Source organism: Priestia sp. SIMBA_032 (assembly GCF_046535215.1).
GTDB lineage: Bacteria > Bacillota > Bacilli > Bacillales > Bacillaceae_H > Priestia > Priestia aryabhattai.
In genome coordinates, this window is record NZ_JAWRXD010000005.1 from 83,803 (window position 1) to 108,101 (window position 24,299).

Below are 24,299 nucleotides of genomic sequence, written 5' to 3' on the forward strand. Positions count from 1 at the left end.
CGGGTATGAAAAGGCGATAACAGCAGGGATGAAAGAATTTTCATTTTGTTTTACTTAATTGTTGCTAGAAAATAAAAGTTTTAGGCCAAGTACGCCAAAAACCGTTCCTTTTACATATTTTAATGTGTGCTGAAAGATACGGCTTTTTTTGACTTTTTTCCCAAGGCCTGAAGCAAATAGTGCAATAAGTGAAAAGATGATGAGCGTTTCGGCGATAAAGATGATACCAAACAAAATCATTTGCAAACTTACATGTCCAAGAGACGAATTAACAAACTGCGGTAAGAACGTAATGAAGAAAATAGCTACTTTTGGATTGGTTAAGTTGCTAACAAATCCTTTTCTAAAGTGATGGTGCTGCTGAACGTTTTCTGTTAATTCCAGCGGACCGCTTTTCTCTCGAAACGATTGGTATGCTAAAAACAGCAGGTACAGAACACCTACAACCTTTAGAATCGTAAAGGCAATAATTGATTTCTGAAAGATAATAGATAGCCCCACTGCGGCTAAAAGAGTATGTACAAATGTTCCCGTAATAGATCCCAATACGGTTTTGATGCCTGCTTTGACGCCTGAAGCAATACTTTGTGTCATTACAAAAATCATGTCTTGTCCTGGTATTAAGACAATGATAAGTGACACGGCTATGTAAGGTATAAGCCAAGAAAATGTCATGATGATTCCCTCCCAACAGAATTTTAACCATTTCGACAAAAAGTTCTCAAGAGTGTGTGCTAATGAATTAATAGATTAATGGAGTAAAGTTAAGAAGGCATAAAAGTATAAAAAGAGGTTATTATCCTAATGAAAATCAATAAAAGATGTAGGAAAAAAATAGGTGGTGCTGTATAATAATCCGATATACTTAATTTTTATAGAAAGAGGGTAAAATTTATGAAGTACTGTTTAGCACAGCCAGAGGACGCTGCTACAGTTCACGATCTTATGCTGCAAGCCTTCTCCGTCTATCGCGATTCTGTTCCACCATCCAGTGCTCTTGATGAAACAACGGAATCTATTATGCAATCGTTAAAACACGGAAAAGAAGCTGTCATTTTATACGTCGAAAATAAGCCGGTAGCGATGGCGCGTTTTAAGCTAGAAGAAACGAGCTTATATTTTTACCGCCTGTCTGTTATTCCTGTTTTTCAAGGAAAAGGAATGGCTAAACAGCTTATTCAATGGTTAGAGATATACGCCAAAGAGTGTGGCAAGGAAAGTTTATCATGCAAGGTGAGAATGAGTGTTTCTCGTAATATAGCTTTGTATGAATCAATCGGCTTTTACATAGAGGAAAAAGAAATCGTACATAGAGACGGAGTGGATATTCCTGTAGTAAATATGAAAAAAGAGATTCTAAAAGGAGTAATGGCATGAATAAATCAACTCTTTCTTTACCGCCTCCTGTCTTTCTTTTAATCGGTGTATTAGCCGTTTCTTTTTCTTCTATTTTAATTAAATGGTCGGACGCCCCTGCTTCTATTTTAGGAATGTATAGACTGCTGTTTACGGTCCTTTTATTTTTACCGTTTTTACCATGGAGGAAAATGAAAATTCTTTTTAAAAACAGCACGGTAAAAGAATGGCTAATGCTAGCTGTATCAGGCGTGTTTTTAGGGCTTCACTTTCTGTTTTGGATGGAGTCTTTTTCACATACAACAGTTGCTAGCGCTATGATTTTGACTGCGCTTGAGCCGGTCTTCGTAGTGATAGGAGCTTATTTTTTATTTAAAGAAAAAACAAGCAAAGTAGGAATCATCAGTATTCTAATTGCTGTTAGCGGCTCGGTAATTATTGCATCGGGAGATATCGGAATATCTAAAACGGCTCTTTATGGAGACTTGCTTTCTGTTTTAGGTACAGTGGCCGTTTCTGTTCATATGCTGGCAGGGCAAGAATTATGCAGGAAAATGCCTTCAATCATCTATAGCTTCGCCGTTTTTTTAATCGGTGGCCTGGTGCTATTTTTCTACAATGTTTGGACACATGTATCGCTCACTCAGTATGACTCAAAAGATTGGTGGATTTTTTTGCTTTTAGCGCTTATTCCTAATATTTTTGGTCATGCCTTATTTAACTGGCTGTTAAAGTATGTAGGTGCTACAACGATTTCAATGGCTATTTTAGGAGAGCCAATTGGTGCCATCATTCTAGCTTATTTCTTGCTTGGAGAAATGACAACCGCTTCTCAGCTAGTGGGAGGAATGATTGTGATGATTAGTGTGATGATCTTCTTAAAGTACAAAGCAGCAGAGCCGGAAAAAGTCATAGCTCTTCAAGAGAAGTCGAATATCACTTAATGGGATAGGCAAGCAGAACCGAGTATGATACAGTTTATTTATCATTATTTACCATTTAGTGAAGCGGTTTTTATTAAACTACATAAAGCAGGTGTAAATATGCTGAAAAAACTAACGGACCACGTTTATTACTTTCCTCACTCTAAAGAAACGGATCGACCGGTACTCGGGCTTATATGCGGGGATAAGTATAGTTTCGTCGTAGATGCTGGGAATTCCCCTGCGCATGCATCATCATTTTTAGAAGAAGTGGAAAAAATGGGAGCTCCTCCAATCAAAGGAGTAGCTATTACGCATTGGCACTGGGATCATACATTTGGCATTCATGCAATGAACAAGTATACAATCAGCCATCATTTAACGAAGAAAAAGCTGGCCTATTTAAAGACACTGCGCTGGGACGATGATTCCTTGGATAAACGCGTTCAGGAGGGGGAAGAAATCGAGTTTTGCCGGGATATGATAAAGAAAGAAATGCCGTGTCGAGAGGCGTTAATTTTACAGGAGCCGGACGTAACGTTTCATCATCATATGGAAGTTGACCTGGGTGGAATAACTTGTTGCATTCAGCATATTGGAGGGGTACACGCGCAGGACTCGTCCATTGTCTACATACCCCAAGAAAAAGTCGTGTTTTTAGGTGATTGTCTATGTCCAGATTTTTATAGCGGTGACTGGAGTTATGATAAAGAAGACCTTGAGCGGATTCAAAGAGAACTTCAAACATATGATGCGCAGTATTATCTTTCATCTCATTTTGACCCTGAAACTTCTGAGGAACTTTGGCGAGATTTAAATCAATTGAGTGCGATTGGAGAAATTGTAGGAAATGAAGTCGATTTAGAAAAAGCATGTTTTCAGTTTGAATGTGAAACGTATAAGAAGCCAACAAATGAGCAAAAAGAGAGAATACAGTATTTTGTTAATGGAAATGTCAAACGTAAAAGCAGAGAACTGTTTTGATAGTTTGTGCATAATGGTAAATAAGCCCGCCTGTTCATACTATAGTATGAGCAGGCGGGCTTATTCAATTGGTTGTGCTGTGATATAAGTTTTAAGTTATGATAGTAAAATAAATAACTTGACGAAACAAAGTTATAAAAATATAATGAGTTACATAAAGTAAGTTAACTAAAAAATGATATATTCAAAAGGAGAAATAATCATGAACTTTCACCGTGCACCCCATGTATTTGTTGGGAAAGTAAATTTAAAAGTAGAAAATTTAGAGCGTTCACTTGCTTTTTATCAGCAAATAATCGGGTTTAAACTTTTAGGTAGAAAAGAGAACAAAGCTTTGTTAACAGCTGATGGACGCACGGCGCTTTTATCGATTGAACAGCCGGAAAACGTTAAAGCAAAACAGCCTCGTACAACAGGCTTATATCATTTTGCTCTATTGTTGCCGACTCGTTCTGATTTAGGAAGTATTCTGCAGCATCTGTTAAATAGCGGTTATCCGCTTCAAGGGGCGTCTGATCATCTAGTGAGCGAAGCGCTGTACTTGGCAGATCCAGATGGAAACGGCATAGAGATTTATCGAGATCGTCCGTCAAGTACATGGGAATGGAATGACGGTGAAGTAGTAATGGCTACAAAACCTTTAGATGCAGAAGCGGTATTATCTGAAGGAAACGGTAAACCATGGACAGGATTACCTTCAGCTACCTTAATGGGACATATTCACCTTCATGTTTCTGAATTAGAGCAAACAGAAAACTTTTATCAAAATGGATTAGGTTTTGAGGTTGTGAGCAATTACCATAATCAAGCATTGTTTATTTCAACTGGGCACTATCATCATCACATCGGACTAAACGTTTGGAATGGAATCGGAGCGCCTAGTCCTCTTGAAAACAGCGTTGGTTTAGAGTCATTTACACTTGTTTTTCCATCTGAAGAAGCAAGGGAGCAGGCAATAAATCAGCTTCGTGAAATCGGAGCAGCTGTTTCTAAAGAAAACCAAGATTTTTTCACAAAAGATCCATCAGGCAATATAATTAGATTAGTCCTTTAACATAAAAGCTGCCGCAATTGGCAGCTTTTATTTATCGCAATGTTCGTCAAAATAGACAAGAAGTGTACATTTTTTCTCAAATATTAAGAGGATAATGACGAAAACGGTGTTATTTTCAGGGAAATAAACGAAGAGTCTTACGTTTAAAAAAGTTTGTAAACAAGCGGGCGTGGGAATAAAATACATATCAAGCATCATTTCTTATCGTTATTGAATTTTTATATAAAGTCTTTTCATATAAAACCTTGAAGGAAGGGAGCGGAAACCTGTGAGATATAAAGTGAAACATTGGCTTAGATTAACTTCAGACGAGCGCTATCTTGTATTGTTTGCTACTGCTGCTTTGCAAAAAGAAAAGCGATAAAAGAGTTGTTAATAGTAAGGAAAGTAGCTTTATATGCTAACGAAAAGGTAATAAAAGGCCTGAAAATAATATATTTATTTTCAGGCCTTTTATTGTTTTCAAACCTTGTTCAAGTCAACTGTTGAGAGATAGCTTCGGCCGTTTGTTTGCCGTTTGTTATACAAGCTGCAATGCCTACTCCATAATAAGAACAGCCGGCTAATGTAATAGCGGGGTGCTTGTCATGCAATTTTCGGGTCAAGCTGCGTACGAGTTCACCGTGTTTAAGGTGATAGGTAGGCATCAATTTATCCCAATTTGTTACGTCGCTTTCAATGGGCTGCTCTTTGATCCCTAAGCTGTTTTCAATGTCGGTTTGTGCCACTGCTAGCAGCTCTTCTTTTGACATCGTCCGCAGGCTGTCAAAGTGGTGACTCGTGCTTTTATAAAACAGGCGAACTAACAAATTCCCTCGCTTAGAAGTGTGAGCCCATTTTTTGCTCGTCCACGTGCAGGCATTGGCAGTTAAGTTGCTTGATTGAGAGGCAATAAACCCGGTGCCTTCAGCGGGAAGGTATTCGTCTGGAACGTCATAGCCGATGTACACGCTAATGAGAGAAGAATCTTTTAACTGCTCAAAGTCTTCGTTTAATTCGGGATCGTTCAACAGATGCTGAGCAGCCGTGTGCGGTGTAGCTAACACAACGTAATCCGCTGAATAGGCTTGCCCCAGCGTAGTGATTTGATAGCGCTCACCGTACTGTTTTATGCTGGTGGTTGGCGTATCTTTTAAAATCGTTACATCAGAAAGCTCTTCTTCTAAGCGGTGAATAATTGTTGATAAACCTTGTTTAAACGAAATGAATTTTTTATTTCCTGCCGTTTTAAATTTTTTTTCATTGGCTCCCATTCCTTTGATGATGCTGCCGTACGTGTTTTTGTAGTCGAGCAGATACGGGAGAGTCGAAGAAATCGTGAGTTTGTCTAAATCGCCAGAGTAGACGCCGGATAAAATAGGTGCAATTTGCTTTTCTACTAGCTCTTGTCCTAAAAAATGTTTTAAAAAGAGTCCAATTGAGCTGTCTTTCGTAAACGTTGTATTTTTAGTGATTAAATCTTTTAAAGCTGTAATTTTAGCTTTTGAAGAAATCAGCTCGCTTTTAAAAAGAGATTCCACGCTTGTTGGAATACCGAACATGGTATCTTCAGGAATTGGAAGCAGCTCATTAGCAAAGTAAATAAACGATTTGCCCGTTTCGTTATAGACTAAATCGTTTGTTAAGTACAGCTCTTCTAGCAGAGGCATAACGTTTTCTTTTCGAGCTACAATAGAATCCGCTCCTGTTTCCATAATAAATTCCCCAGCTTCACGCGTATTAATTTTTCCTCCTAGATGGGAATCTTGCTCTAGTAATAATAATTTAAGCGGAAGGTTACGTTCTTGTTTTAGTTTCTGCAAATAGTACAGAGTGGTTAAGCCCGTAATTCCTCCTCCAATAACAGCGACCGTTTTCAAAGTATTCACTCCTACATTTTCAACAATTAGTCTGTAATATACGAAAATCATACCACTATGACTAGGAAAAGTGTAATGAATTGATTGTGAACATAGTGTGTGCAAACACGAAAAGAAATATTGAAACTATACGATTAGATATTTTGAAATTACATAAAATAAAAGCTCATACACGTAGAGAAAATGACTGAGACGCAGCAGTGAAGAAAGGAGGAAGCATCATGCTCGGCGGTTTTATGGAAACGCTGAAAAAAGACTGGCTCGCTTTAGTATTAATAAGTGTTCTTATATGCGGTATTACCTTAAACGTACGAGCTGAAGAGAAGAGCGGACGAAGCGGATACATCGAACCAAAGCTAGTTTTTCCTGTGATCAGTGATGTTCATATTAAGGAAACAGGAACGCTTGATTTGCGTACTTTTCAACATGCATTAACGCAGTTAAATGAACAGGCACCGAAACAAGATGCATTTGTAGTCGTAGGAGATTTGGCTGATACAGGCGCGTTAAAAGAATACGACCGCTTTTTTTCTATTTATAATCAAAATAAACAGCCGCAGGCCGTATCTCTTTTTACGATTGGTAATCATGAATACCGGGACAGCGTAACTAATCAGCAAGCGCAGCAGCGTTTTTTATCTAAAACCAAAATGAAGGCTCTTTATTTTCATCAAGTGATAAAAGGATATCATTTTATCATGCTTGGAACAGAAAGCCGTCTGACCGCCGGTGATTATTCAATCAAACAAATTAACTGGCTTGCTGAACAGCTGAAGATAGCAAAGCGAGATAATCCTAAAAAACCGATTTTTGTCTTTATTCATCAGCCTATTAACAATACACTGTACGGGAAAAACAGATGGGGGATAGAAGTGAATGAACTGCTTCTTTACAATACGTTAAAATCTTATCCGCAAGTCATTACATTTTCTGGACATACCCACCATCCGTTGGACGATCCTCGTACTATTTTTCAAAGAGATTTTACATCTCTTGCAACGTCTTCTGTTCGGTATATATGGCCTGGTGCTGGATATTTACAAGGTGAACTTCCTCCTGGCTACCGAGATGTGAGTCAAGGTCTTCTTGTAGAGGTTTATAATCGAAAAGTAGTCGTTAAAAGGCGGGATTTTCATGCAAATAAGTGGACGGGAGAAGCGTGGAAAATTGACATACCTGCAGATGCAAAAAAGTTTCACTACACGAATGAACGAGATTTAGTAAAACCGATTTTTCTTCCAAGCTCTACTATTTCTGTTATACAAGAAAAAGCTTCATCGAATCAGCTTTATATTCAGTTTACGCAGGCTGTGGATAATCTGATGGTTCACTCTTATCGCATTACCGTCAAAAGTAAAGAAACTGGAAAAGTGGTCAAAACATACAATGCATTTTCTCAATATTACAGCGATCCTGTTCCGGATGTTCTAAGTCTTCCATTATCGGGTCTGCAGCCTCATACTGCGTATCAAATAGAAGTAGCGGCAGTGGATGCGTTTGACAATCAAAGCGACCAAAAATTAATCATTGAAGGCTCTACTAAATAGCTAAAAGAATCCTGATTTTTATTGATTCTTTTAGTTTTTTTCATCTGTTTTTAATGTTATTTTCATTAGATTTTTAAATGGAGTTGCTACACTGAAACTGTATTTAAAGTCATAATATGTAATTTTAATGAAAGTATCAAAATCAAAAGGAGTTTGTATGAAAGGATCTTTTGTACGTTTTTTAGTAGTAGGGCTGGTCAATACAGCAGTAGGCCTTTCCATTATGTATGTGCTGCTTCATATTTTTCATCACTACTGGGCAGCAACGTTTATCGGAAACGCAGTAGGAGCAGTCGTCAGCTACGTGTTAAATCGAATATTTACGTTTAAAAGCGGAGTTCATTTATCCAAAAGCATACTGCGGTTTATTTTGGTTATTGGCGTTTGCTACGGATTGTCTTACTATATTGGACTGCAGTTTTCCAGCTGGTTATTGCACCAACTTCCTACTGCTGTGCGTCCGTTCAAAAAAGACGTCGGTATATTAATCGGAACAGGTCTGTATACGCTTTTAAATTATACGGGTCAAAAATACTTTGTATTTAATGCAAAAAAAGAAGCAGTCGTCGTACACGATTAGCTTTTAGTAATTATGAAATGGAAATAGGTGTTAACAGATGAAGAAAGAAACAGCTATGAATAAAGAAAAAACATTGCTTATTATCGCTTTCCTTTTGCTGCTTGCGTATGTATCTCCTATGTTTTTGCTTGGGGAAAATTCGCATATACGCGTGCATGATAATTTAGACTCAAATATTACGTGGTATAAAGTTCTGCATCGAAGCGGAGAGCTGTTTGGCTCCAGTCATGCCGTATTACCTCAAATTATTAACGGATTGCCAAGGAATACGTTTGGAACAGAATTTAGCGGTATTCAGTGGCTGTATGGTTTGTTTCCTACCATGCTTGCGTACAGCCTCAGCCAAACGATTACGCGCGTATTTGCTTTAATTGGAATGTATTTATTATTAAAAAAGCATTTTATTAAAAGCAAGGATGCTTATGCGATTCGAGTGCTTGTATCACTTGCTTTTGCACTTACGCCTTTTTGGCCTTCGGGGATGCTGAGTACATTAGGACAGCCGCTGGCACTGTGGGCGTTTTTAACCATTCGAAACCGCGAAGGAACGTGGAAGGAATGGCTTACTCTATTATTGCTTCCGTTTTACGCGAGCTTCGTGCTAGGGTTTTTCTTCTTTTTAACCGCGATGGGAATGCTGTGGCTAAGAGATGCAGTTAAAAAGCGAGCGTGGAACATTCCTTTTTTAAGCAGTATTGCAGCGATGACCGCTGTCTTTCTGCTCATTGAATACCGGCTTGTTGATTCGCTTTTATTTCCGGAGGCCCCGACGAGTCGAAATGAATTTTTAAGCTCTACTCTAAGCTTTGGCCATTCCGTTCGCCTTGCTTTGAAGAACTATACGCTCGGGCATACGCATGTAATGACGCTTCATACCTTTGTCATTTTACCGCTTTCTTTTATCGTATTGTGGTTTGTTGCTCGAAATCGCAAGGAAAAGCTTGAAAAAACGTTTTTGCAGTTATTTATTCTTAATCTACTACTGTCGATTTGGTATGCGTTTTGGTTTTATAAAGGATGGGAGCCGCTAAAAGAAAAATATCAGCTTTTTAATACGTTCAACTTTGCTAGATTTCATTTTTTACGCCCGCTCATTATTTATTTGATGTTTGCCGTTGGCGGCTATGTTTTATGGAAAAGGAGCAAGGCGTGGAAAAAATTTGTGTGGGTGTGTTTGATTTTGCAGCTGCTTGTGTTATTTATAGCGAATCCTGAACTTTACTATCGCTATAATCACGAGCCTTCAGTCAAAGAATTTTATGCTGTTCATCAATTTGATGAAATCAGCAGGTATATTGGAAAACCTAAATCATCTTATCGCGTAGCAAGCATAGGGCTTCATCCATCCATTGCTCAGTATAATGGCTTTTATACGCTAGATACGTATAACAACTTCTATCCGTTAACGTATAAGCATGAGTTTCGCAAAATTATTGCAAAAGAGCTTGATAAAAATAAAAAACTAGAAAGCTACTATGATCATTGGGGCAACCGCTGCTATGTGTTTGTTAGCGAGCTAGGGAAAAAATATGATTATCGAAAAGACTCAACGAAAAAAATCCATCATTTGCAGCTTAATATCAGCCAATTTAAAAAAATGGACGGTCGCTATATTTTTTCAGCCGTTCCAATCGAAAATGCTGAAAGTGATGGTTTGCACTTTTTAAAAGCATTTAATGATAAACAGTCCGCTTGGAAAGTGTATGTATATGAAGCAAAGTAAGGGGGCAATAACATGAACAGACCTATTTTAACGATTGTTGTTCCATGTTACAACGAAGAAGAAGTATTTACAGAGACATCTTTTCAATTAACTACCGTAGTAAAAGAACTGATAAATGAACGACTTGTATCAAGTGAAAGTACCATTTTATTTGTAGACGATGGAAGCAAAGACAGAACGTGGTCGCTTATTGAAAAAGAAAGCTGCAGCAATTTGTTTGTAAAAGGGTTAAAGCTAGCGCGAAATGTAGGACATCAAAATGCTTTGCTTGCAGGACTAGAAGCAGCATACCAACAATCTGACTGCGTCATTTCCATTGACGCGGATTTGCAAGATGATATCAGCGTCATTCGTACTTTTGTAGAGAAGTATTGGCTCGGGTATGAAGTTGTATATGGTGTTCGAGACAGCAGAGAAACCGATACACTTTTCAAACGAACTACGGCAGTAGGATTTTACCGTTTTATGAATAAGCTAGGAATTCAGCTCGTTCAAAATCACGCTGATTTTCGTCTCATGAGCAAACGTGCTCTTGGTGAACTCATGAAATACAAAGAAGGAAACGTCTTTTTACGAGGCCTTGTACCATTAGTAGGATTTCGCTCCACGGAGGTCACATATGACCGCAAAGAACGGACCGCGGGCGAATCAAAATATCCGTTAAAGAAAATGCTCGCTTTTGCATTTGACGGGATTACATCTTTTAGCGTAGCGCCTATACGGTTATTAACGCTGCTTGGAGGAGCTTCTTTTCTCTTTAGTGTTGCGTTTGGCATTTATGCGCTGATTCAAAAATATTTAGATCATACGCAAATTGGCTGGACGTCTCTTATTTTATCAATTTGGCTTGTAGGCGGCCTGCAGCTAATGGGAATAGGGCTTGTCGGAGAATATATTGGCAAGATTTTTAACGAAGTGAAACAGCGCCCTAAATATGCGATTGAAAGAGATTTATATACAAAACACTCATTAGACAAACAAAAAGATTTGCTCATGCATTAATTAAGAAGCTTCTCCTGGATGGAGAGGCTTTTTTTGTTAAAACGCATATCATAATTTTTAAGGTAACAGGAAATGCTACTACTAAAATTTCTAAGGAGATTAAAATCTATGAAAAGACTATTTTATACAGCTAGCACTTTTTGTTTTGTTTGGCTTGCTTTTGCAACTATTCATGTTAGTGCTCTTTCGATTGAAAAGCTTCCAATGAAGAAATCATCTGAACAATGGTCGGTTGAACTGACCAAAGCGAGCATGACGGGAGATAATCAGCTAAAGTGGAAAAATAACGTCTATCATACATATGGATTAACCGTTGAAAACATTGGAAAAGACGTAGAGCGCGTGCAGGTCCAAGCTTTTCGGCACGAAGGAAAAAATAAGACGAAATACAGCTTGTTTTCTCCTATTGAAAGATCTAACTTAAGCAAAAGCGGTCAGCGTTTTCGCTATGCGAATTTTGCTGTTCCTGGAAAAGCGGCAGGCTTAGACATCATGATTAACTGGACGGATGAACAGGGCAATCATCAAGAACATTTTGAATTTAAATAAAAGTCTTCGCTTAGGCGAAGACTTTTTTTGCAGGAATTTATCCTCGCATGTGGAAAACGAACACGAAAGGAGAGATCGTAATGATTGCAAAAGCTACTGAAGAAGAAATACAGGAAATTCGGACGAAATCTGCTGATGCGCTGTTTGAAGGAACAACGCATCAGTTTCAACCGTCAACTGAACGTGTAAATGAATTAATTGATAATGCCCTTCAAAAAGGATGTTATTATTTAGTATCTAGACAAGAAAATAAACTCGCAGGATGGGTTTTTGTCGGTACATCTGCCGACTTCTTTTCAAAAGCAGAAATTGGCTTTATCTACGAGTTATATGTTTTACCAGAATACCGCGGGCAAGGTCTAGCCAAGCCGTTGATGCAAAAAGCAATTGATGAATTGTCTATCAAAGGATACCCTGAAATCAGGCTCAGCGTTCATGCTGGGAATTTTGCACAGCACGTGTATCGCGAACTTGGATTTGTAGATAAACAAATATCAATGAGCCTGCAGGTGGTAAAACGTCCGTAACGTTGGTGAATGTCAGCGAGTCCATAAAACATAAGATGTTATACATGCGATGAGGTTTGGTAGTGAAAGTAAAAGTAAATAAGTAGCCCAAACGGCGCCTTTATCTAGTACTTCAACAGCTCTTCCACCTGTATGATCTGAGGCGGGGGGATCTTCAAGCGTGTTCATAATCAAAGCCGCTGCTGCTAAAATAATCCCTCCAATGCTTCCGGTTATTTTGACAAGTGCAATATGGAAAGTAGATGAAAAGGCAATGCTTAGAAGCAGCAGCAAGCTTCCCAAAAAAGCAGATAACATATATCGTTTCATGTGCTCACCATCCTTTATGACAGCATACCATATTTTACTTCTTTTTTCTTTTTATTGAAAAGCTATTGACGTAACCTACAAAACATATTAGAATAGTCAGAAATAATTTAAAAGCGAAATATTCTTATCTAGAGAGGTGGAGGGACTGGCCCTTTGAAGCCTCAGCAACCACAATTATTGAATGGTGCTAATTCCAGCATAGCCTAGCTCTGACAGATAAGAAGAGGAATCTTTTTCTATGATGAAATCCTCTTCTTAGGAAGAAACATTTCGTATAGAAAAGGTGATGACATTGAAAAATATACAAAAGGCGCTAAGCGTTGATGATTATTTAGATCTATACTTGTTAGCAAAAGAACTAAAAGACGAAACGTGGCAGCAGGAAATTTTATCCGCGCTAAAAATGCAGCAAAATCGTTCATTTGAAGACAAACAATCCGCACTCGTTCAAGAAATATGGGAAGATTTTAAACAGTTAAATGAAGATATTTCTTTTGTGTATCGCTTAATTCAAGAAGAGCCAACTAATGAGCAGTTTCAGGCTAAATTAAGGCACCTGCGAGAACGACGGATTACGCTGAGTCGCGAGTTATATCTAGCTAAAAAACAGTATGTTGAACACACCCAATAAAAAGATCCGCTTGATAAACAAGCGGTTTTTTTACGTGTAAATGTTAGAAGCGTTATATTTCGGGTAGTAAATAGATAAGACAAAAAAAGGAGGGATAACAGTGGCTCAAGGTGTATTATGTGAAGTGAATGAGTGCATGTATTGGAAATCCGGAAATAAATGCAGTGCAGAGTCCATTTACGTTGTGAGTCCTGAAAGTAGTCACCATGTTTCTGAAACGGAAGAACCTGGCTGTAAAACTTTTGAACCCGCGAGATAAATGCTAGTTTTTATAAAAAAGCATAAAATGAACGATGCGCTGACGGAATTGAGTCGGCGTTTTTCTATTTTTAAAAAAATACTATTACTTAGGTGCAATAATAAATACATAGTAAAAAAGCAGTGTCTACGTCTAATTGTGTGTTTAAACAAAATGATACGATAATTTTTTTGTTTTTTGACAAAAGAAAAGTGAGAGAAAGGTGATAGAATACAAATATACAGCCTAGCTCACTTTTAGCATAAGCCTATATGAAAGCGCTAACAAAGAGGCTGTATTCATCTCGTTTTGACAGATTGGAAAAAGGGGAGACGTTTATGCAGGGGAAAACTCAGGGGAAAGAATTGAAACGCGGGTTAGAAGAAAGACATGTGACGCTGATGTCCTTAGGAGCAGCCATAGGGGTAGGGCTGTTTCTTGGATCTGCATCTGCTATTAAATTAGCAGGGCCGGGAATATTATTGGCGTACGGATTTAGCGGAATGATTATGTTTTTTATTATGAGAGCACTTGGGGAAATGGCGATTCAAAAACCTGTTGCAGGTTCATTCAGCAAGTACGCGCGCGACTATTTAGGGCCGCTTGCTGGTTATTTAACAGGTTGGAACTACTGGTTTTTATGGGTTGTAACATGTATGGCTGAAATTACAGCCGTTGGTATTTATATGGGATATTGGTATCCGGATGTACCAAACTGGATTTGGGCGTTATCGGCGCTTGTCATCATGACAACAGTTAACTTCTTAGCTGTTAAGGCATATGGTGAACTGGAATTTTGGTTTGCACTTATTAAAATTTTAGCGATTGTGTTAATGATTGCCGTTGGGGTATTAATGATTGTGTTTGGAATCGGAAACGGCGGCGTTGCGACGGGTATTAAAAACTTGTGGGACAACGGCGGACTGTTCCCGCACGGATTCAAAGGTATTTTACTGTCGCTGCAAATGGTCATGTTTGCGTATTTAGGAATTGAAATGATCGGCGTTACCGCGGGAGAAGTGAAAAATCCGGAAAAATCTCTAGCAAGAGCAATTGATTCTGTCTTTTGGCGTATTCTTATTTTCTACGTGGGTGCATTATTTGTCATTATGTCAATTTATCCGTGGCAAGAAATCGGTTCACAAGGAAGCCCGTTTGTATTAACATTTGAAAAAATCGGGATTCCAGCAGCGGCAGGCATTATTAACTTTGTCGTGCTAACAGCAGCTCTTTCTTCTTGTAACAGCGGTATTTTTAGTACAGGCCGTATGCTGTTCAACTTAGCAGAACACGGAGAAGCGCCAAAAGGGTACGGCCAGCTTACAAAAGGCGGCGTACCAGGAAAAGCTGTTTTAGCATCAGCGGGTGCTTTATTAGTGGGAGTAGCGTTAAACTACATTGTGCCTGCAAAAGTATTTACGTGGGTAACAAGCATTGCAACATTCGGCGCGATTTGGACGTGGGGAATTATTTTGCTTTCTCAAATTAAGTATCGCAAAACGTTAAAAACAGGTGAAGAGGCAAAGCTAAAATATAAAATGCCTTTATTTCCGTTAACGTCTTATGTGTCACTTGCGTTCCTAGCGCTTGTTGTTGTGCTTATGGCGTACAATCCAGACACAAGAATTGCAGTTGTCATCGGACCATTATGGTTTATCGGTCTTATTATCGCGTACTATGCAAAAGGATTTCATAAACGAAGTCATAGTTCAGCTGCAACTGAGCAAAAGCTAGTGAAATAAAAGAAAAAACCTCTTTCTTGGAAAGAGGTTTTTTCTTTTATTTGTTCTTAATTTCCTATAAGTAATTAGGTTAGGTAGGTTTCGATAATTGTTTCAATATCATAAGGGGTAACACCTTCATCAAGAGAATAAATAGTGTCAGCTTTTTGCTTGTCGTAGATAAGTGTTCCTCTAGCTTCTGCGTGAAATGAAAAAAGGTCATAAAGCGTTGGCTTCAACAGCTTTGTCATAGCTTTTCCTATAAGAGAGACGGATCCATTGTTTTGTTCGAGATTATTTTCAAATGCAACATGATGATGCAGTGAAATATCCGTCCAGATTAATTTTCGCTCTTGTAAATCAAAAATCAAAGGGATGGAGATGGTAGAATCACTAGCAAGATCTATTTTGTTTTGTACGGTAGAAGGTTCGAATATCTCGCCGGACTCTATGTGCTGTCTCATCATCCATCCTCCAAAACATTCGGGAAGCATAACAAAAGGCTGGACAGAAAATGAATAAACGTTCATCAATATATAACGGCCGCCTTTTTTTAGAATCGTAGGGATATGCAAGTCAATAAATTCACATGCCCCGTTAGGAGCAGATGTAATATCTCCGCTGTGAAAAGCTTTGAAGCTTTTTGAAGATAAGTTTGTATAAGAAATATGCTCTTTATACTGCCAGTTTTCATCGTAAATTCCGGCAGACAAATCAATATCTACACTACCGGTGTGTTCACCATTTACAAAGCCTTCTTTCCACCAAATAAAAAAACGAAGCGTATTGCCTTCAGGAATTGTTAATTTACTGCCCCTACTAATTGTTTTTAATGTTTTGCTGTTTGAACGCTGTGAAAATGGTATAGTTTGTTCACGCAAACGATCATCAAGCCATACATTTCCAAGAGGTGGCAACTTAGCAAAACGGTCATGTAAAGCATCTTTGCATGCATTTATTACATCATCACAAAGATTTTTACGAAGAGAAGGTAAGGGATTATCAAGCGCCATTACTTTGGACACATTCCCTTTTGGAAACACAACGCGCATATCTTGTCTATGATATCGATGCTTCATATGTGAATAGAGCTGAAGCAGTACTGGCGTAGAGACATGATGAGCGACCGTTGCAAATGCTACAATAATAGAAGCAGCTTCTTGTTCCCCAGTAGATAAGCGCAGTAAATGGTCAATTCGTCTAGCAAAGTCACCTGGACGTTTTTCTAAAAGTGAAACTGCTTTTGAGATGTCTTGTTGCTCGAGTGCTTTCTCTAATTTACTATAGAACGTCAACGGTCTTTTATGGTTTCGAACAGCATCGAATCCTTTAGCAGCGTGAGGAAATCGATGTTTGTATTCTCCAGGATGTAAAATCTCACCTAAACGAATCCACTTTACTTTATAACGAAACATATCTTCTTCTACATTTGGAGTGCTTTCTAGCAGCTGCAACAAGCTTCGGCGTTCAAAACGACTAAACTTTTTAAATAAAGTGGGTGATGAAAGGCTAATATCGCCATCAGATAAAGCGGTTGCCAAACGTAAGACGTCTGTTGCTGTTTTAAAATAAGAAGACAAGACATCAACAGGTAGTTTTTTTGTTTTAATTAAAACTGAGCTAACAAATGCAGCATTTTCTTTTTGAGGAATGACTGCTGGAAGTAGGTCTAATGCCGGTAAATTGATAAGAGACCATTCGATGTCTGCTCGATCCGTTTGCGATAATGAGGTATTGGCACCAATTAATTGGCGCATCATAAGGTCAAATTCTTCATCCGTTCCGAGGTCAATAATCCGTAAATCTGTAGTATCAAACAGTGGAAAAACATCTTGTTTTTCACTGTTTGGTAAAATCCCAGTCAGATAGTGAACCACAGCATTTATGTATAGTTCTGCTTTGGACGCTTGCATGACTTCGTTTGGAAAGTTAGGATACATCGGTTTATATTTAACATGAGCGCCAACAAGCCTTTTTAAAGATAAGAGAAGCTGCTCATAAAAAGACATAAATTCGTAGAACGGAAGAGTGAGTAACCGGTCAATTAAAGAAGTTGAAGCTGTAAATCCTAATGCCTCAATGTTTTTTAACATGGAAGCTACATAAGCAGGGGGTAATATATCTGAGCCTTGCTTCACAATTACTTTAGACTGTCTTCTTAAAAAAATATCGTTTTTCATTCAAACACCACCATGTATGATTTGCACAGAAAAAGCCAGGCGCTTTGCTTCCTGACTTTGAATATATGTATAGTTAAGTTAATGGATTAAGGAAAGGGATACCTCTAAATTCTAAGAGTTGGATGAGAAGGAAGAAGTATCATAGCCTTAATCTTTGAATAGTGTACCATCATATTGAAAAGATGTAAAATAATAATAGTTTAGTAAGAAAGGGAATTTTTTATCTTTTTTACCTATCGAATTCTCTCAATCTTAAACCCATTATCAATCTGATGAAAGCCGACTTTTGGATAGTAGTTCATAGCAGAAGGAGCGGAAAGCAAAATGAGCGCGGTTTCTTCACCGATTTCTGATTGAACGTGCTTGATGAGCTGTGTGCCGATTCCTTGATTTTGATAGTCTTTTACGACAGCTAAATCCGATAAATAGCAGCAGTAGCTAAAATCTGTTAACGCTCTGGCTATGCCAATGAGTTCGCTGTCTTTCCAAGCGGTAATGGTAAGGGAAGCATGATCAAGCATTCTTTGAATCCGATCAAGATCTTGTGCAGGACGTTTAATACCTGAATGTACAAACACTTCAGCAGCTTGTTCGGCACGGATTGAGACGTTGGTTTTATAAGTAATGGTCATTGTGTCATCTCCTTGAGTTATAAGATATAGTCCAGTATATGAAGAAACTGAACTGAGAATAAGTGTCAGAAACAGTAAATTTGATAGTGCCAGTTAGAAAGGAAAGAACATCATGTTAGAGTTAATGCCTTTGCTCGATAAAAGAAAAGCAGATCCCTTATACATGCAGCTTTATACTTACATAAAAAAACAAATTCAAAAAGGTACCATTCCGCCTCATGAAAAACTGCCTTCTAAACGAAAGTTAGCTCTTCATTTAAGCATTAGCCAAAATACGGTTGAAGCAGCTTATATACAGTTAGAAGCAGAGGGCTATGTTGAGATACTAGCCAGGAAAGGAGCATTTGTAAAAGAGATAAAAAATGAAGTCGTGCTTCAAGAACTGCCTCCTATCTCTGTGTCTCTGCAACAAGAAGATCAAAAATCAACTGCACTTGATTTTAGCCATGGAAAGATAGACGTAGAAAAATTTCCGTATAATACGTGGAAAAAGCTAACGGTTCAAGCTATTTATCATGATGAAAGCCAGCTTTTTTATAGCGGACATCCGCAGGGCGAACTGCTTCTTCGCCAAGAAATTGCGTCATACCTTTACCACTCAAGAGGAGTGCGCTGCACAGCGGAGCAAATTGTGATAGGTGCAGGTACACAGTACCTCATGTGGCTGCTTTCTGTCATTCTAGGAAAAGAAAAGATAATTGGGTTCGAAAACCCAGGTTTTCACCGAACAAGGCACGTTTTTCAAGAACAAGGCATGTCGGTCGTCCCTATTTCTCTTGATAGTTCTGGCTTGAAAGTCAAGGAACTGAAAGAAAGCGAAGCGGATGCGGTGTACATTACGCCGTCTCATCAATTTCCTATTGGTATGGTCATGCCGATAGCAAGAAGGCTTGAACTACTAGAGTGGGCGAAGGAAGCGAACGGCTATATTATAGAAGATGACTATGACGGAGAATTTCGCTATAAAGGAAAACCGATTCCGGCACTTCAAGGATTAGATCAAGACGATCGCGTTATTTATACGGGGACGTTTTCAAAATCGTTGATGCCTTCTCTTCGAATAAGTTATGCCGTGCTGCCACACCGGCTTCTTACAAGATATGTGAAGCACTGTGGACTTTTTAAACAGCCTGTTTCAAGACTTCATCAGCATACGCTTTTTCTTTTTATGAAAGAAGGACACTGGGAACGTCACTTGAATAAAATGAGAACAGCATACCGCAAAAAACAAGCGCTGCTGCTAGATTGTTTGACTACTACTATGGGAGAAAGTGTAGATATTGTTGGAGAACATTCTGGCTTGCATATTCTTCTTAAGGTAAAAAACGGAATGAGTGAACAGAAACTAATTGAAGCAGCTGCCGAGCAAAAAATAACGATTTATCCAACGTCTATTTATTATCATACTGCTAATAAAAACCAGACGCCATATGTACTGCTTGGATTTGCGGGACTGTCTGACGAAGAGATAAAAATGGGCATAGATTCGCTGTTTAAAGCTTGGTTCGTCCAATAAGAAGTGAAATTAAAGAGTTTTTTAAACAAAAAGACTTTAAACGGTCTATTTTAGCGAGAGAAATAGATAAGAACCAGCGCGTTTGGTTATACAGACTGCGCTGGCTTTTTTGTCTGGAAATCAAGGAACAGGCAAGGGTTAATAAGTTAGTGAACTTGAAAGTAAAGGAAAGTTTGATAGGAAGAAGATGCTTCTTGTAAGGAAGTGATAAATGTATGGAAAAGCGGCGTTACATTCATGCGGTTGTTTCTCGACCAGTCGTGGTTTACGAAAAATGATTTTCTTAGTTCGGCTGTGAGTTCAAGCTGTACTCCGGCTTTTAGCAGATTATCGTTCACAATATTTTGCTCGCTTGTTCCGGCTATATCAGAAGGGGCGTCACGGACTGTAAAGCCGTGTTTGCGCAGCGATTGCTTTACCAGCTCTTTATAAAGCTGATTTTTTCCCCCTACATATACGATAGGCTGGCTGCCACTGTAGCCGTGAATCGTCATGACGGACATACTTTGCTGAGCCATTCCTCCAGCAATCGGTTCGTCAAAGTTTTCTGAGGTTATGTGCAGAACTCCGTTGTTAGTGGACTTGATGCCTTCGAATAAATAATAAGAAGCGGAAAAGCGATCAGCGAGTTCTTTGGCAACTTCTGATGTACCCGGTTCAATTCCTCCGCCGTGAATGGCCATAATGGATAGGTAGCTAAAGCGCTGTTCATAGCGAATATCGTAGTCTTGGTGAAGAATTTCGTGCTGCTGCAGTTCTGCATAAGAGGAATAATAGTCACCGCTTGCATAAGAGGGAGGGAGAATCAAAAAGCAGTACATCAAGGACAACAAAATGCTTGTACTCCATTTGAATAAACGGTTCATTAATAATCACCTCTATTTATCCTATGATAAATAGAGGTGATTATTAGTATTTCTGCCCGATATAAAGTAAATGAGAAGACAGTCCAAGGTGATAAGAACTTGATGCTTGTTGAATAAGGAGCTGAACGATGCTGTTCATTTCTTCAGAAGAAGTTTCCTGCCAGTACGTCCATTCCTTTGAATTAACTGACGAAGCAATGTTAGAGGCAATTAGCTCAACACATTGGAATCCATAGTTCGCTAAAAAAGGAATAATATCCTCAATTTTAGTGTAATAAGCGTGGGTAAATCGGCCTTCTTCTGCATGATCAAAGCAGCCTGATTCATAAAAATCATGAAGCGCTTTTGCCGTGTTGTTTGGTTTTAAACGTTCCCGTGATGTTAAAGAAGAAATCATGTGCTGAACACGCGGCATAAACGAAATAAAAACAGTTCCGCCTGGCTTTGTGACTCGATACAGCTCTCGAACGGCTTGAATACGATCTTGCTTCTTCTGTAAATGATACATTGGTCCAAGCATTAGTGACGCATGAAATTGTTCATCTGAACAACAGTGAAGGTTTCGTGCATCTGCCACATGGAAATTACGAAATGCATTATATACTTGCTGTTCTAAAGCTTTTTCTTTGGCTTTTTCAACTAGCTGCGGCGTCAAATCGGTTAAAGTTACTTCATAGCCGTTTTCTGCTAGTTTCAAAGCATACCTTCCCGGTCCGGCACCGTTATCTAAAATATGTCCGCTAGGGGGAAGGTGCTTATTAATAAAATGCCAGTTTACTTGAAACTCAATAGGTTCTCGTTCTAATCGTCCCCATTCATCAAATTTGCTGTAATAATCGATGACTTTATCCATTTTAAAGAGCCTCCTATTCAAAAAAAAGTTATAGTAAATTATAACAAAAATAGAAATAGTTAATAGGTGCGTTTATGAAAAAATGAAGAGGAAGGGAAAGGAGGAGAAAAAATGACCGCAGCTTTTATTAGTCGTCTAGCCCTATCAGGTCTGTTAGGGGCTTTGGTTGGATTAGAAAGAGAATTCAGAGCAAAAGAAGCAGGGTTTCGCACTCATTTTTTAGTTGCTGTCGGTAGCACGCTGATTATGCTGATTTCGAAATATGGCTTTTCAGATGTGCTTCATCAAGATCATATGGCTCTTGATCCGAGCCGGGTTGCGGCACAAGTAGTAAGCGGTATTGGTTTTTTAGGGGCAGGTATGATTATTATTCAAAAGCAGCATATTAGAGGGCTCACAACAGCCGCAGGCGTATGGGCAACATCGGGAATTGGTTTAACCATTGGGGCGGGTATGTATACAGTCGGCATTAGTGCAACTATATTGGTGCTGATTGGCTTAGAAATATTGAACGTGATGTTTACATCTCTTTCTACTCATTCCATTTTAATTAAGTTTCGTGCAGCAAATCAAGAAGATATTTATGAGCTGCTTGATAAGATTGAAAGAGAAAATATTATGATTTCATCTTACGAAATTCACCAAGATCATCATCAAGGTGAGCTGCTCTATTTTGTAGAAATAAAAGGAAAGGCAAAAAAGAAAGGGAATAAAGTAGAATTGATTAAATCCATTCACTCTATGGCTCACGTGTTATTTATTGAAATTGAATAGGCACTTATTTATTTTTTGTCAAAGAGATTAAGACATAACTAAATTAATCTAAAATCGAACAAATGGATAAAGGGGCCAGTATGGATCGTTTAGGACACCGCGGTTGATTTCCGTGCAAGGCTTCGCTTTCCGCGGGCGGCCGGTGAGCTTCATCGTCGTTTGCACTCCTGCGGGGTCTCACCTGTTCCGTTTTTCCCGCAGGAGTCTTCGCCTTGCTCTCCAATCAACCGCTGGAAGCACCTCCATATATATGAAACCTACGTTCGGATCTTTCTTCAACTAAAAAACTTTCGCTTCAGCCTCTTTATTCGTTCTCTATCTTGCTTAAACCGTTTCGCAGTGTTTTAGCATAGCAAAAAAAGGCTATTACCTAAATATAGAGAATTTTATTGGAGGTTATAAAATGAAAATTGGAGTCGTAGGTGCTACAGGAAAAGCAGGAAGTTTTATCGTGAAAGAAGCTTTAAATCGCGGGCACGATGTAACGGCAATCGTACGTGATGCAAGCAAAGTAGATGAACGAGATGTTCGTACACTGGAAAAAGACATCTTTGATATCACGGCAAAAGATATCGAAGGCCTGGATGCAGTAGTGAATGCGTTTGGAGCTCCTGAAGGAAAAGAACACCTGCATGTAGAAGCGGGGCAGTCGTTAATTCACGTATTTAAACAAGCTCCGGACGTGCGTCTTGTTGTTGTAGGAGGAGCAGGCAGTTTGTTTGTTGATGAGGAGAAAACGACGCGTCTAGCGGATACGCCTGATTTTCCAAAAGAGTATAAGGCGACAGCTGACAATCAAGCTCAAAATTTAAAAGACTTAGAAAGTACAAGCGATATTAATTGGACGTTTATTAGCCCAGCAGCATTTTTTAATCCTTCAGGAAAACGAACGGATGCTTATAAAACTGGGAAAGATCATGTTATTTTAAATTCAGAAGGAAACAGCCATGTCAGCTATGCTGATTACGCCATTGCTGTCATTGATGAGATTGAGCGGGGAGAGCATGTAAACGAACGCTTTACCGTTGTATCCGACGCTAGATAAAGGAAAAGCCGCTTTATGCGGCTTTTTTTGTGCATGTTATACTATAGAAAAAGGAGTAAGGTATAGAATGGATAATACAGTAAACGTAGCACTAACGTTTTATAGTGAAGCCTATGAGTCATCTATACATAGCTATACGCTGCCTGAAGAGCAGCTCATTTATACGGCACTTCCTGCTGAAGCCTTAGCTAAGTGTGAGCAGGAAAAGGACAGAACGCCTGTTTTGATTTTGGCAGAAAACAAACTAGCCGGCTTTTTCGTGCTCGACGCAGGGGAAGCCGTTAAAGAATATACCGAGAGCTCCAGCACGCTTTTAATACGGTCTTATTCCATTCATCCTGATTATCAAGGAAAGGGAGTTGGCAAAAAGTCATTAAAGCTTCTCCCTTCTTTTATCAATTATCACTTTCCGACTAAAAATAAAGTGGTGCTAGGGGTGAACCATAAAAACACGGCCGCACAGCATCTGTATAAACGAAGCGGCTTTGTTGATACAGACCGGTATATTTTTGGAAGCCAAGGAAAGCAGTTTGTTTATCAGATGAACATAAAAAAAGCTTGAACAAGAGTTCAAGCTTTTTTCTTATATAACAAGGAGGAAGCTAGAGCAAATAGGGAGAGCTACAAGAGACGTTTTTAATACTGGAGCAGGTACGCGATTTGTAAACTTTGCTCCAATATATGAACCGACCATTGTGCCGACAACAACTTGAATCAACAGTGGAATATCTAAAAAGCCCTGCTGATAATAGCCCATTCCTCCGCCGATGGCAATTGGAATAATAACGAGCATTGTCGTTCCGGCTGACTGACGAATAGACAAGCCTAACACCATCATAAGGCCAAGCTGGATAAATGGAGTTGATCCAATTCCGAACATTCCTGATAGAGCGCCGGTAATTAAGCCAATTAGTAAAGAGTAGACGACAAATTTAGCTCCTGTTGGAATCACACGTTCTTTTTGCTGACGGGAAAATAAAAACATTCGCAGCCAAAGTAAAACACCAGATAATAAAAGCATGCCGGCTGTTAGCCATTTTAGCTCGCCTTCTGGGATAAAGGATGAAAGGTTAGACCCAATCCAAGCGCCTAATGCACCGAGGATACCAACAGAGATACCGGATTTTAAAGATACGTTACCTTCGCGGTAATGACTGACTGCGCCAGATAAAGAAGAGAAAATCATTGCGGTAAGAGCCGTTGCGAGTGCAACGTGTACAGATACGCCGTACAGCAGCGTTAAAATTGAAATAATAAAACCTGATCCGCCTGCTCCGACAAATCCTAAGATCAGTCCGACGGCTAACATTGTTAAAACAATTGAAACATCCATAAACTAATTCCTTCTTTCAACACTTATTCTATGCAGGCACATAACATTTTTAGCAAGTGCTACGTTCTTCATTTAAACATGAATTTTTTATGACGTC

At 38.9% G+C, this 24,299-nt stretch carries 25 protein-coding genes and 1 riboswitch; of the genes, 17 read left to right on the forward strand and 8 right to left on the reverse strand.

The window, feature by feature from the left end; genetic code table 11:
• Positions 1-54: 54 nt before the first annotated feature.
• Positions 55-675: a LysE family translocator gene (locus SB717_RS17495; RefSeq protein WP_013058667.1), complete on the reverse strand. Its 621-nt coding sequence runs from the start codon at positions 673-675 to the stop codon at positions 55-57.
• 219 nt (positions 676-894) lie between these two features.
• Between SB717_RS17495 and SB717_RS17500 the strand changes: the two genes are divergently transcribed.
• The 4 genes from SB717_RS17500 (at position 895) to SB717_RS17515 (ending at position 4,317) form a co-directional block, all read left to right on the forward strand.
• On the forward strand, positions 895-1,377 hold the full coding sequence (locus SB717_RS17500; RefSeq protein WP_410904309.1) for a GNAT family N-acetyltransferase: 483 nt from the start codon (positions 895-897) through the stop codon (positions 1,375-1,377).
• A complete protein-coding gene (locus SB717_RS17505) occupies positions 1,374-2,300 on the forward strand; it encodes a DMT family transporter (protein ID WP_410904310.1) in 927 nt (308 codons plus the stop codon). Before SB717_RS17500 ends, SB717_RS17505 begins: the two co-directional genes overlap by 4 nt.
• 24 nt (positions 2,301-2,324) lie before the next feature.
• On the forward strand, positions 2,325-3,263 hold the full coding sequence (locus SB717_RS17510) for an MBL fold metallo-hydrolase (RefSeq protein ID WP_410904311.1): 939 nt from the start codon (positions 2,325-2,327) through the stop codon (positions 3,261-3,263).
• Positions 3,264-3,465: 202 nt separating this feature from the next.
• Positions 3,466-4,317: a VOC family protein gene (locus SB717_RS17515; RefSeq protein WP_074677024.1), complete on the forward strand. Its 852-nt coding sequence runs from the start codon at positions 3,466-3,468 to the stop codon at positions 4,315-4,317.
• Positions 4,318-4,790: 473 nt separating this feature from the next.
• Here SB717_RS17515 and SB717_RS17520 read toward each other — a convergent pair whose 3' ends face one another.
• A complete protein-coding gene (locus tag SB717_RS17520; RefSeq protein WP_410904312.1) occupies positions 4,791-6,176 on the reverse strand; it encodes a protoporphyrinogen oxidase in 1,386 nt (461 codons plus the stop codon).
• A 221-nt stretch (positions 6,177-6,397) separates the two neighbouring features.
• On the opposite strand from SB717_RS17520, the gene SB717_RS17525 reads away from it, so the two are divergent.
• The 6 genes from SB717_RS17525 to SB717_RS17550 all read left to right on the forward strand — a co-directional run bounded on the left by SB717_RS17525 (position 6,398) and on the right by SB717_RS17550 (position 12,104).
• Complete coding sequence (locus SB717_RS17525; protein ID WP_410904314.1) at positions 6,398-7,723, forward strand: metallophosphoesterase; 1,326 nt, start codon at positions 6,398-6,400, stop codon at positions 7,721-7,723.
• Between the two features lie 157 nt (positions 7,724-7,880).
• On the forward strand, positions 7,881-8,303 hold the full coding sequence (locus tag SB717_RS17530) for a GtrA family protein (protein ID WP_074677018.1): 423 nt from the start codon (positions 7,881-7,883) through the stop codon (positions 8,301-8,303).
• A gap of 37 nt (positions 8,304-8,340) precedes the next feature.
• Positions 8,341-10,026 (forward strand): DUF6044 family protein, encoded by a 1,686-nt coding sequence (locus SB717_RS17535; RefSeq protein WP_410904316.1) that lies wholly within the window; start codon positions 8,341-8,343, stop codon positions 10,024-10,026.
• A 12-nt stretch (positions 10,027-10,038) separates the two neighbouring features.
• Positions 10,039-11,028, forward strand: a complete 990-nt coding sequence (locus tag SB717_RS17540; RefSeq protein ID WP_098621139.1) for a glycosyltransferase family 2 protein — start codon at positions 10,039-10,041, stop codon at positions 11,026-11,028.
• A 108-nt stretch (positions 11,029-11,136) separates the two neighbouring features.
• On the forward strand, positions 11,137-11,577 hold the full coding sequence (locus tag SB717_RS17545) for a hypothetical protein (RefSeq protein WP_074677012.1): 441 nt from the start codon (positions 11,137-11,139) through the stop codon (positions 11,575-11,577).
• An 80-nt stretch (positions 11,578-11,657) separates the two neighbouring features.
• The gene (locus SB717_RS17550) at positions 11,658-12,104 is read left to right on the forward strand and encodes a GNAT family N-acetyltransferase (protein ID WP_410904317.1); all 447 of its coding nucleotides are present in this window, start codon (positions 11,658-11,660) and stop codon (positions 12,102-12,104) included.
• Positions 12,105-12,116: 12 nt separating this feature from the next.
• Here SB717_RS17550 and SB717_RS17555 read toward each other — a convergent pair whose 3' ends face one another.
• On the reverse strand, positions 12,117-12,413 hold the full coding sequence (locus SB717_RS17555; protein WP_098621136.1) for a hypothetical protein: 297 nt from the start codon (positions 12,411-12,413) through the stop codon (positions 12,117-12,119).
• A 121-nt stretch (positions 12,414-12,534) separates the two neighbouring features.
• Positions 12,535-12,636: riboswitch (SAM riboswitch) on the forward strand.
• A gap of 63 nt (positions 12,637-12,699) precedes the next feature.
• Between SB717_RS17555 and SB717_RS17560 the strand changes: the two genes are divergently transcribed.
• The 3 genes from SB717_RS17560 (at position 12,700) to alaP (ending at position 15,024) form a co-directional block, all read left to right on the forward strand.
• Positions 12,700-13,044 (forward strand): hypothetical protein, encoded by a 345-nt coding sequence (locus SB717_RS17560; RefSeq protein ID WP_410904318.1) that lies wholly within the window; start codon positions 12,700-12,702, stop codon positions 13,042-13,044.
• 100 nt (positions 13,045-13,144) lie between these two features.
• Positions 13,145-13,303 carry a DUF1540 domain-containing protein gene (locus SB717_RS17565; protein WP_016765258.1) on the forward strand — a complete coding sequence of 53 codons (159 nt, stop codon included), beginning with the start codon at positions 13,145-13,147 and terminating at the stop codon, positions 13,301-13,303.
• Positions 13,304-13,620: 317 nt separating this feature from the next.
• Complete coding sequence (gene alaP, locus SB717_RS17570; protein ID WP_410904319.1) at positions 13,621-15,024, forward strand: alanine permease AlaP; 1,404 nt, start codon at positions 13,621-13,623, stop codon at positions 15,022-15,024.
• A gap of 65 nt (positions 15,025-15,089) precedes the next feature.
• Here alaP and SB717_RS17575 read toward each other — a convergent pair whose 3' ends face one another.
• A complete protein-coding gene (locus SB717_RS17575; protein WP_410904320.1) occupies positions 15,090-17,183 on the reverse strand; it encodes a TerD family protein in 2,094 nt (697 codons plus the stop codon).
• Between the two features lie 233 nt (positions 17,184-17,416).
• Positions 17,417-17,815 carry a GNAT family N-acetyltransferase gene (locus tag SB717_RS17580; RefSeq protein WP_410904321.1) on the reverse strand — a complete coding sequence of 133 codons (399 nt, stop codon included), beginning with the start codon at positions 17,813-17,815 and terminating at the stop codon, positions 17,417-17,419.
• A 112-nt stretch (positions 17,816-17,927) separates the two neighbouring features.
• Here SB717_RS17580 and pdxR point away from each other — a divergent pair, with 112 nt between their 5' ends.
• On the forward strand, positions 17,928-19,331 hold the full coding sequence (pdxR, locus tag SB717_RS17585) for a MocR-like pyridoxine biosynthesis transcription factor PdxR (RefSeq protein ID WP_074677000.1): 1,404 nt from the start codon (positions 17,928-17,930) through the stop codon (positions 19,329-19,331).
• Between the two features lie 146 nt (positions 19,332-19,477).
• Here pdxR and SB717_RS17590 read toward each other — a convergent pair whose 3' ends face one another.
• Both SB717_RS17590 and SB717_RS17595 read right to left on the reverse strand, forming a co-directional pair.
• The gene (locus SB717_RS17590) at positions 19,478-20,197 is read right to left on the reverse strand and encodes a poly-gamma-glutamate hydrolase family protein (protein WP_410904322.1); all 720 of its coding nucleotides are present in this window, start codon (positions 20,195-20,197) and stop codon (positions 19,478-19,480) included.
• A gap of 43 nt (positions 20,198-20,240) precedes the next feature.
• Entirely contained in the window at positions 20,241-21,050 is an 810-nt protein-coding gene (locus SB717_RS17595; protein WP_410904323.1) for a class I SAM-dependent methyltransferase, read from the reverse strand.
• A gap of 111 nt (positions 21,051-21,161) precedes the next feature.
• Between SB717_RS17595 and SB717_RS17600 the strand changes: the two genes are divergently transcribed.
• The 3 genes from SB717_RS17600 (at position 21,162) to SB717_RS17610 (ending at position 23,431) form a co-directional block, all read left to right on the forward strand.
• The gene (locus tag SB717_RS17600; RefSeq protein ID WP_098621133.1) at positions 21,162-21,824 is read left to right on the forward strand and encodes an MgtC/SapB family protein; all 663 of its coding nucleotides are present in this window, start codon (positions 21,162-21,164) and stop codon (positions 21,822-21,824) included.
• Between the two features lie 403 nt (positions 21,825-22,227).
• The gene (locus tag SB717_RS17605) at positions 22,228-22,869 is read left to right on the forward strand and encodes an NAD(P)-dependent oxidoreductase (protein WP_074676996.1); all 642 of its coding nucleotides are present in this window, start codon (positions 22,228-22,230) and stop codon (positions 22,867-22,869) included.
• 67 nt (positions 22,870-22,936) lie between these two features.
• On the forward strand, positions 22,937-23,431 hold the full coding sequence (locus tag SB717_RS17610) for a GNAT family N-acetyltransferase (RefSeq protein ID WP_074676995.1): 495 nt from the start codon (positions 22,937-22,939) through the stop codon (positions 23,429-23,431).
• A 21-nt stretch (positions 23,432-23,452) separates the two neighbouring features.
• Here SB717_RS17610 and SB717_RS17615 read toward each other — a convergent pair whose 3' ends face one another.
• Positions 23,453-24,202 carry a sulfite exporter TauE/SafE family protein gene (locus SB717_RS17615; RefSeq protein WP_410904324.1) on the reverse strand — a complete coding sequence of 250 codons (750 nt, stop codon included), beginning with the start codon at positions 24,200-24,202 and terminating at the stop codon, positions 23,453-23,455.
• Positions 24,203-24,299 lie beyond the last annotated feature (97 nt).

Coding starts and splice junctions, on each gene's coding strand:
- SB717_RS17495 (WP_013058667.1), bottom strand. CDS start 675: ATGACATTTTCTTGGCTTATACCTTACATAGCCGTGTCACTTATCATT.
- SB717_RS17500 (WP_410904309.1), top strand. CDS start 895: ATGAAGTACTGTTTAGCACAGCCAGAGGACGCTGCTACAGTTCACGAT.
- SB717_RS17505 (WP_410904310.1), top strand. CDS start 1,374: ATGAATAAATCAACTCTTTCTTTACCGCCTCCTGTCTTTCTTTTAATC.
- SB717_RS17510 (WP_410904311.1), top strand. CDS start 2,325: ATGATACAGTTTATTTATCATTATTTACCATTTAGTGAAGCGGTTTTT.
- SB717_RS17515 (WP_074677024.1), top strand. CDS start 3,466: ATGAACTTTCACCGTGCACCCCATGTATTTGTTGGGAAAGTAAATTTA.
- SB717_RS17525 (WP_410904314.1), top strand. CDS start 6,398: ATGCTCGGCGGTTTTATGGAAACGCTGAAAAAAGACTGGCTCGCTTTA.
- SB717_RS17530 (WP_074677018.1), top strand. CDS start 7,881: ATGAAAGGATCTTTTGTACGTTTTTTAGTAGTAGGGCTGGTCAATACA.
- SB717_RS17535 (WP_410904316.1), top strand. CDS start 8,341: ATGAAGAAAGAAACAGCTATGAATAAAGAAAAAACATTGCTTATTATC.
- SB717_RS17540 (WP_098621139.1), top strand. CDS start 10,039: ATGAACAGACCTATTTTAACGATTGTTGTTCCATGTTACAACGAAGAA.
- SB717_RS17545 (WP_074677012.1), top strand. CDS start 11,137: ATGAAAAGACTATTTTATACAGCTAGCACTTTTTGTTTTGTTTGGCTT.
- SB717_RS17550 (WP_410904317.1), top strand. CDS start 11,658: ATGATTGCAAAAGCTACTGAAGAAGAAATACAGGAAATTCGGACGAAA.
- SB717_RS17555 (WP_098621136.1), bottom strand. CDS start 12,413: ATGAAACGATATATGTTATCTGCTTTTTTGGGAAGCTTGCTGCTGCTT.
- SB717_RS17560 (WP_410904318.1), top strand. CDS start 12,700: ATGACATTGAAAAATATACAAAAGGCGCTAAGCGTTGATGATTATTTA.
- alaP (WP_410904319.1), top strand. CDS start 13,621: ATGCAGGGGAAAACTCAGGGGAAAGAATTGAAACGCGGGTTAGAAGAA.
- SB717_RS17575 (WP_410904320.1), bottom strand. CDS start 17,183: ATGAAAAACGATATTTTTTTAAGAAGACAGTCTAAAGTAATTGTGAAG.
- SB717_RS17580 (WP_410904321.1), bottom strand. CDS start 17,815: ATGACCATTACTTATAAAACCAACGTCTCAATCCGTGCCGAACAAGCT.
- pdxR (WP_074677000.1), top strand. CDS start 17,928: ATGTTAGAGTTAATGCCTTTGCTCGATAAAAGAAAAGCAGATCCCTTA.
- SB717_RS17590 (WP_410904322.1), bottom strand. CDS start 20,197: ATGAACCGTTTATTCAAATGGAGTACAAGCATTTTGTTGTCCTTGATG.
- SB717_RS17595 (WP_410904323.1), bottom strand. CDS start 21,050: ATGGATAAAGTCATCGATTATTACAGCAAATTTGATGAATGGGGACGA.
- SB717_RS17600 (WP_098621133.1), top strand. CDS start 21,162: ATGACCGCAGCTTTTATTAGTCGTCTAGCCCTATCAGGTCTGTTAGGG.
- SB717_RS17605 (WP_074676996.1), top strand. CDS start 22,228: ATGAAAATTGGAGTCGTAGGTGCTACAGGAAAAGCAGGAAGTTTTATC.
- SB717_RS17610 (WP_074676995.1), top strand. CDS start 22,937: ATGGATAATACAGTAAACGTAGCACTAACGTTTTATAGTGAAGCCTAT.
- SB717_RS17615 (WP_410904324.1), bottom strand. CDS start 24,202: ATGGATGTTTCAATTGTTTTAACAATGTTAGCCGTCGGACTGATCTTA.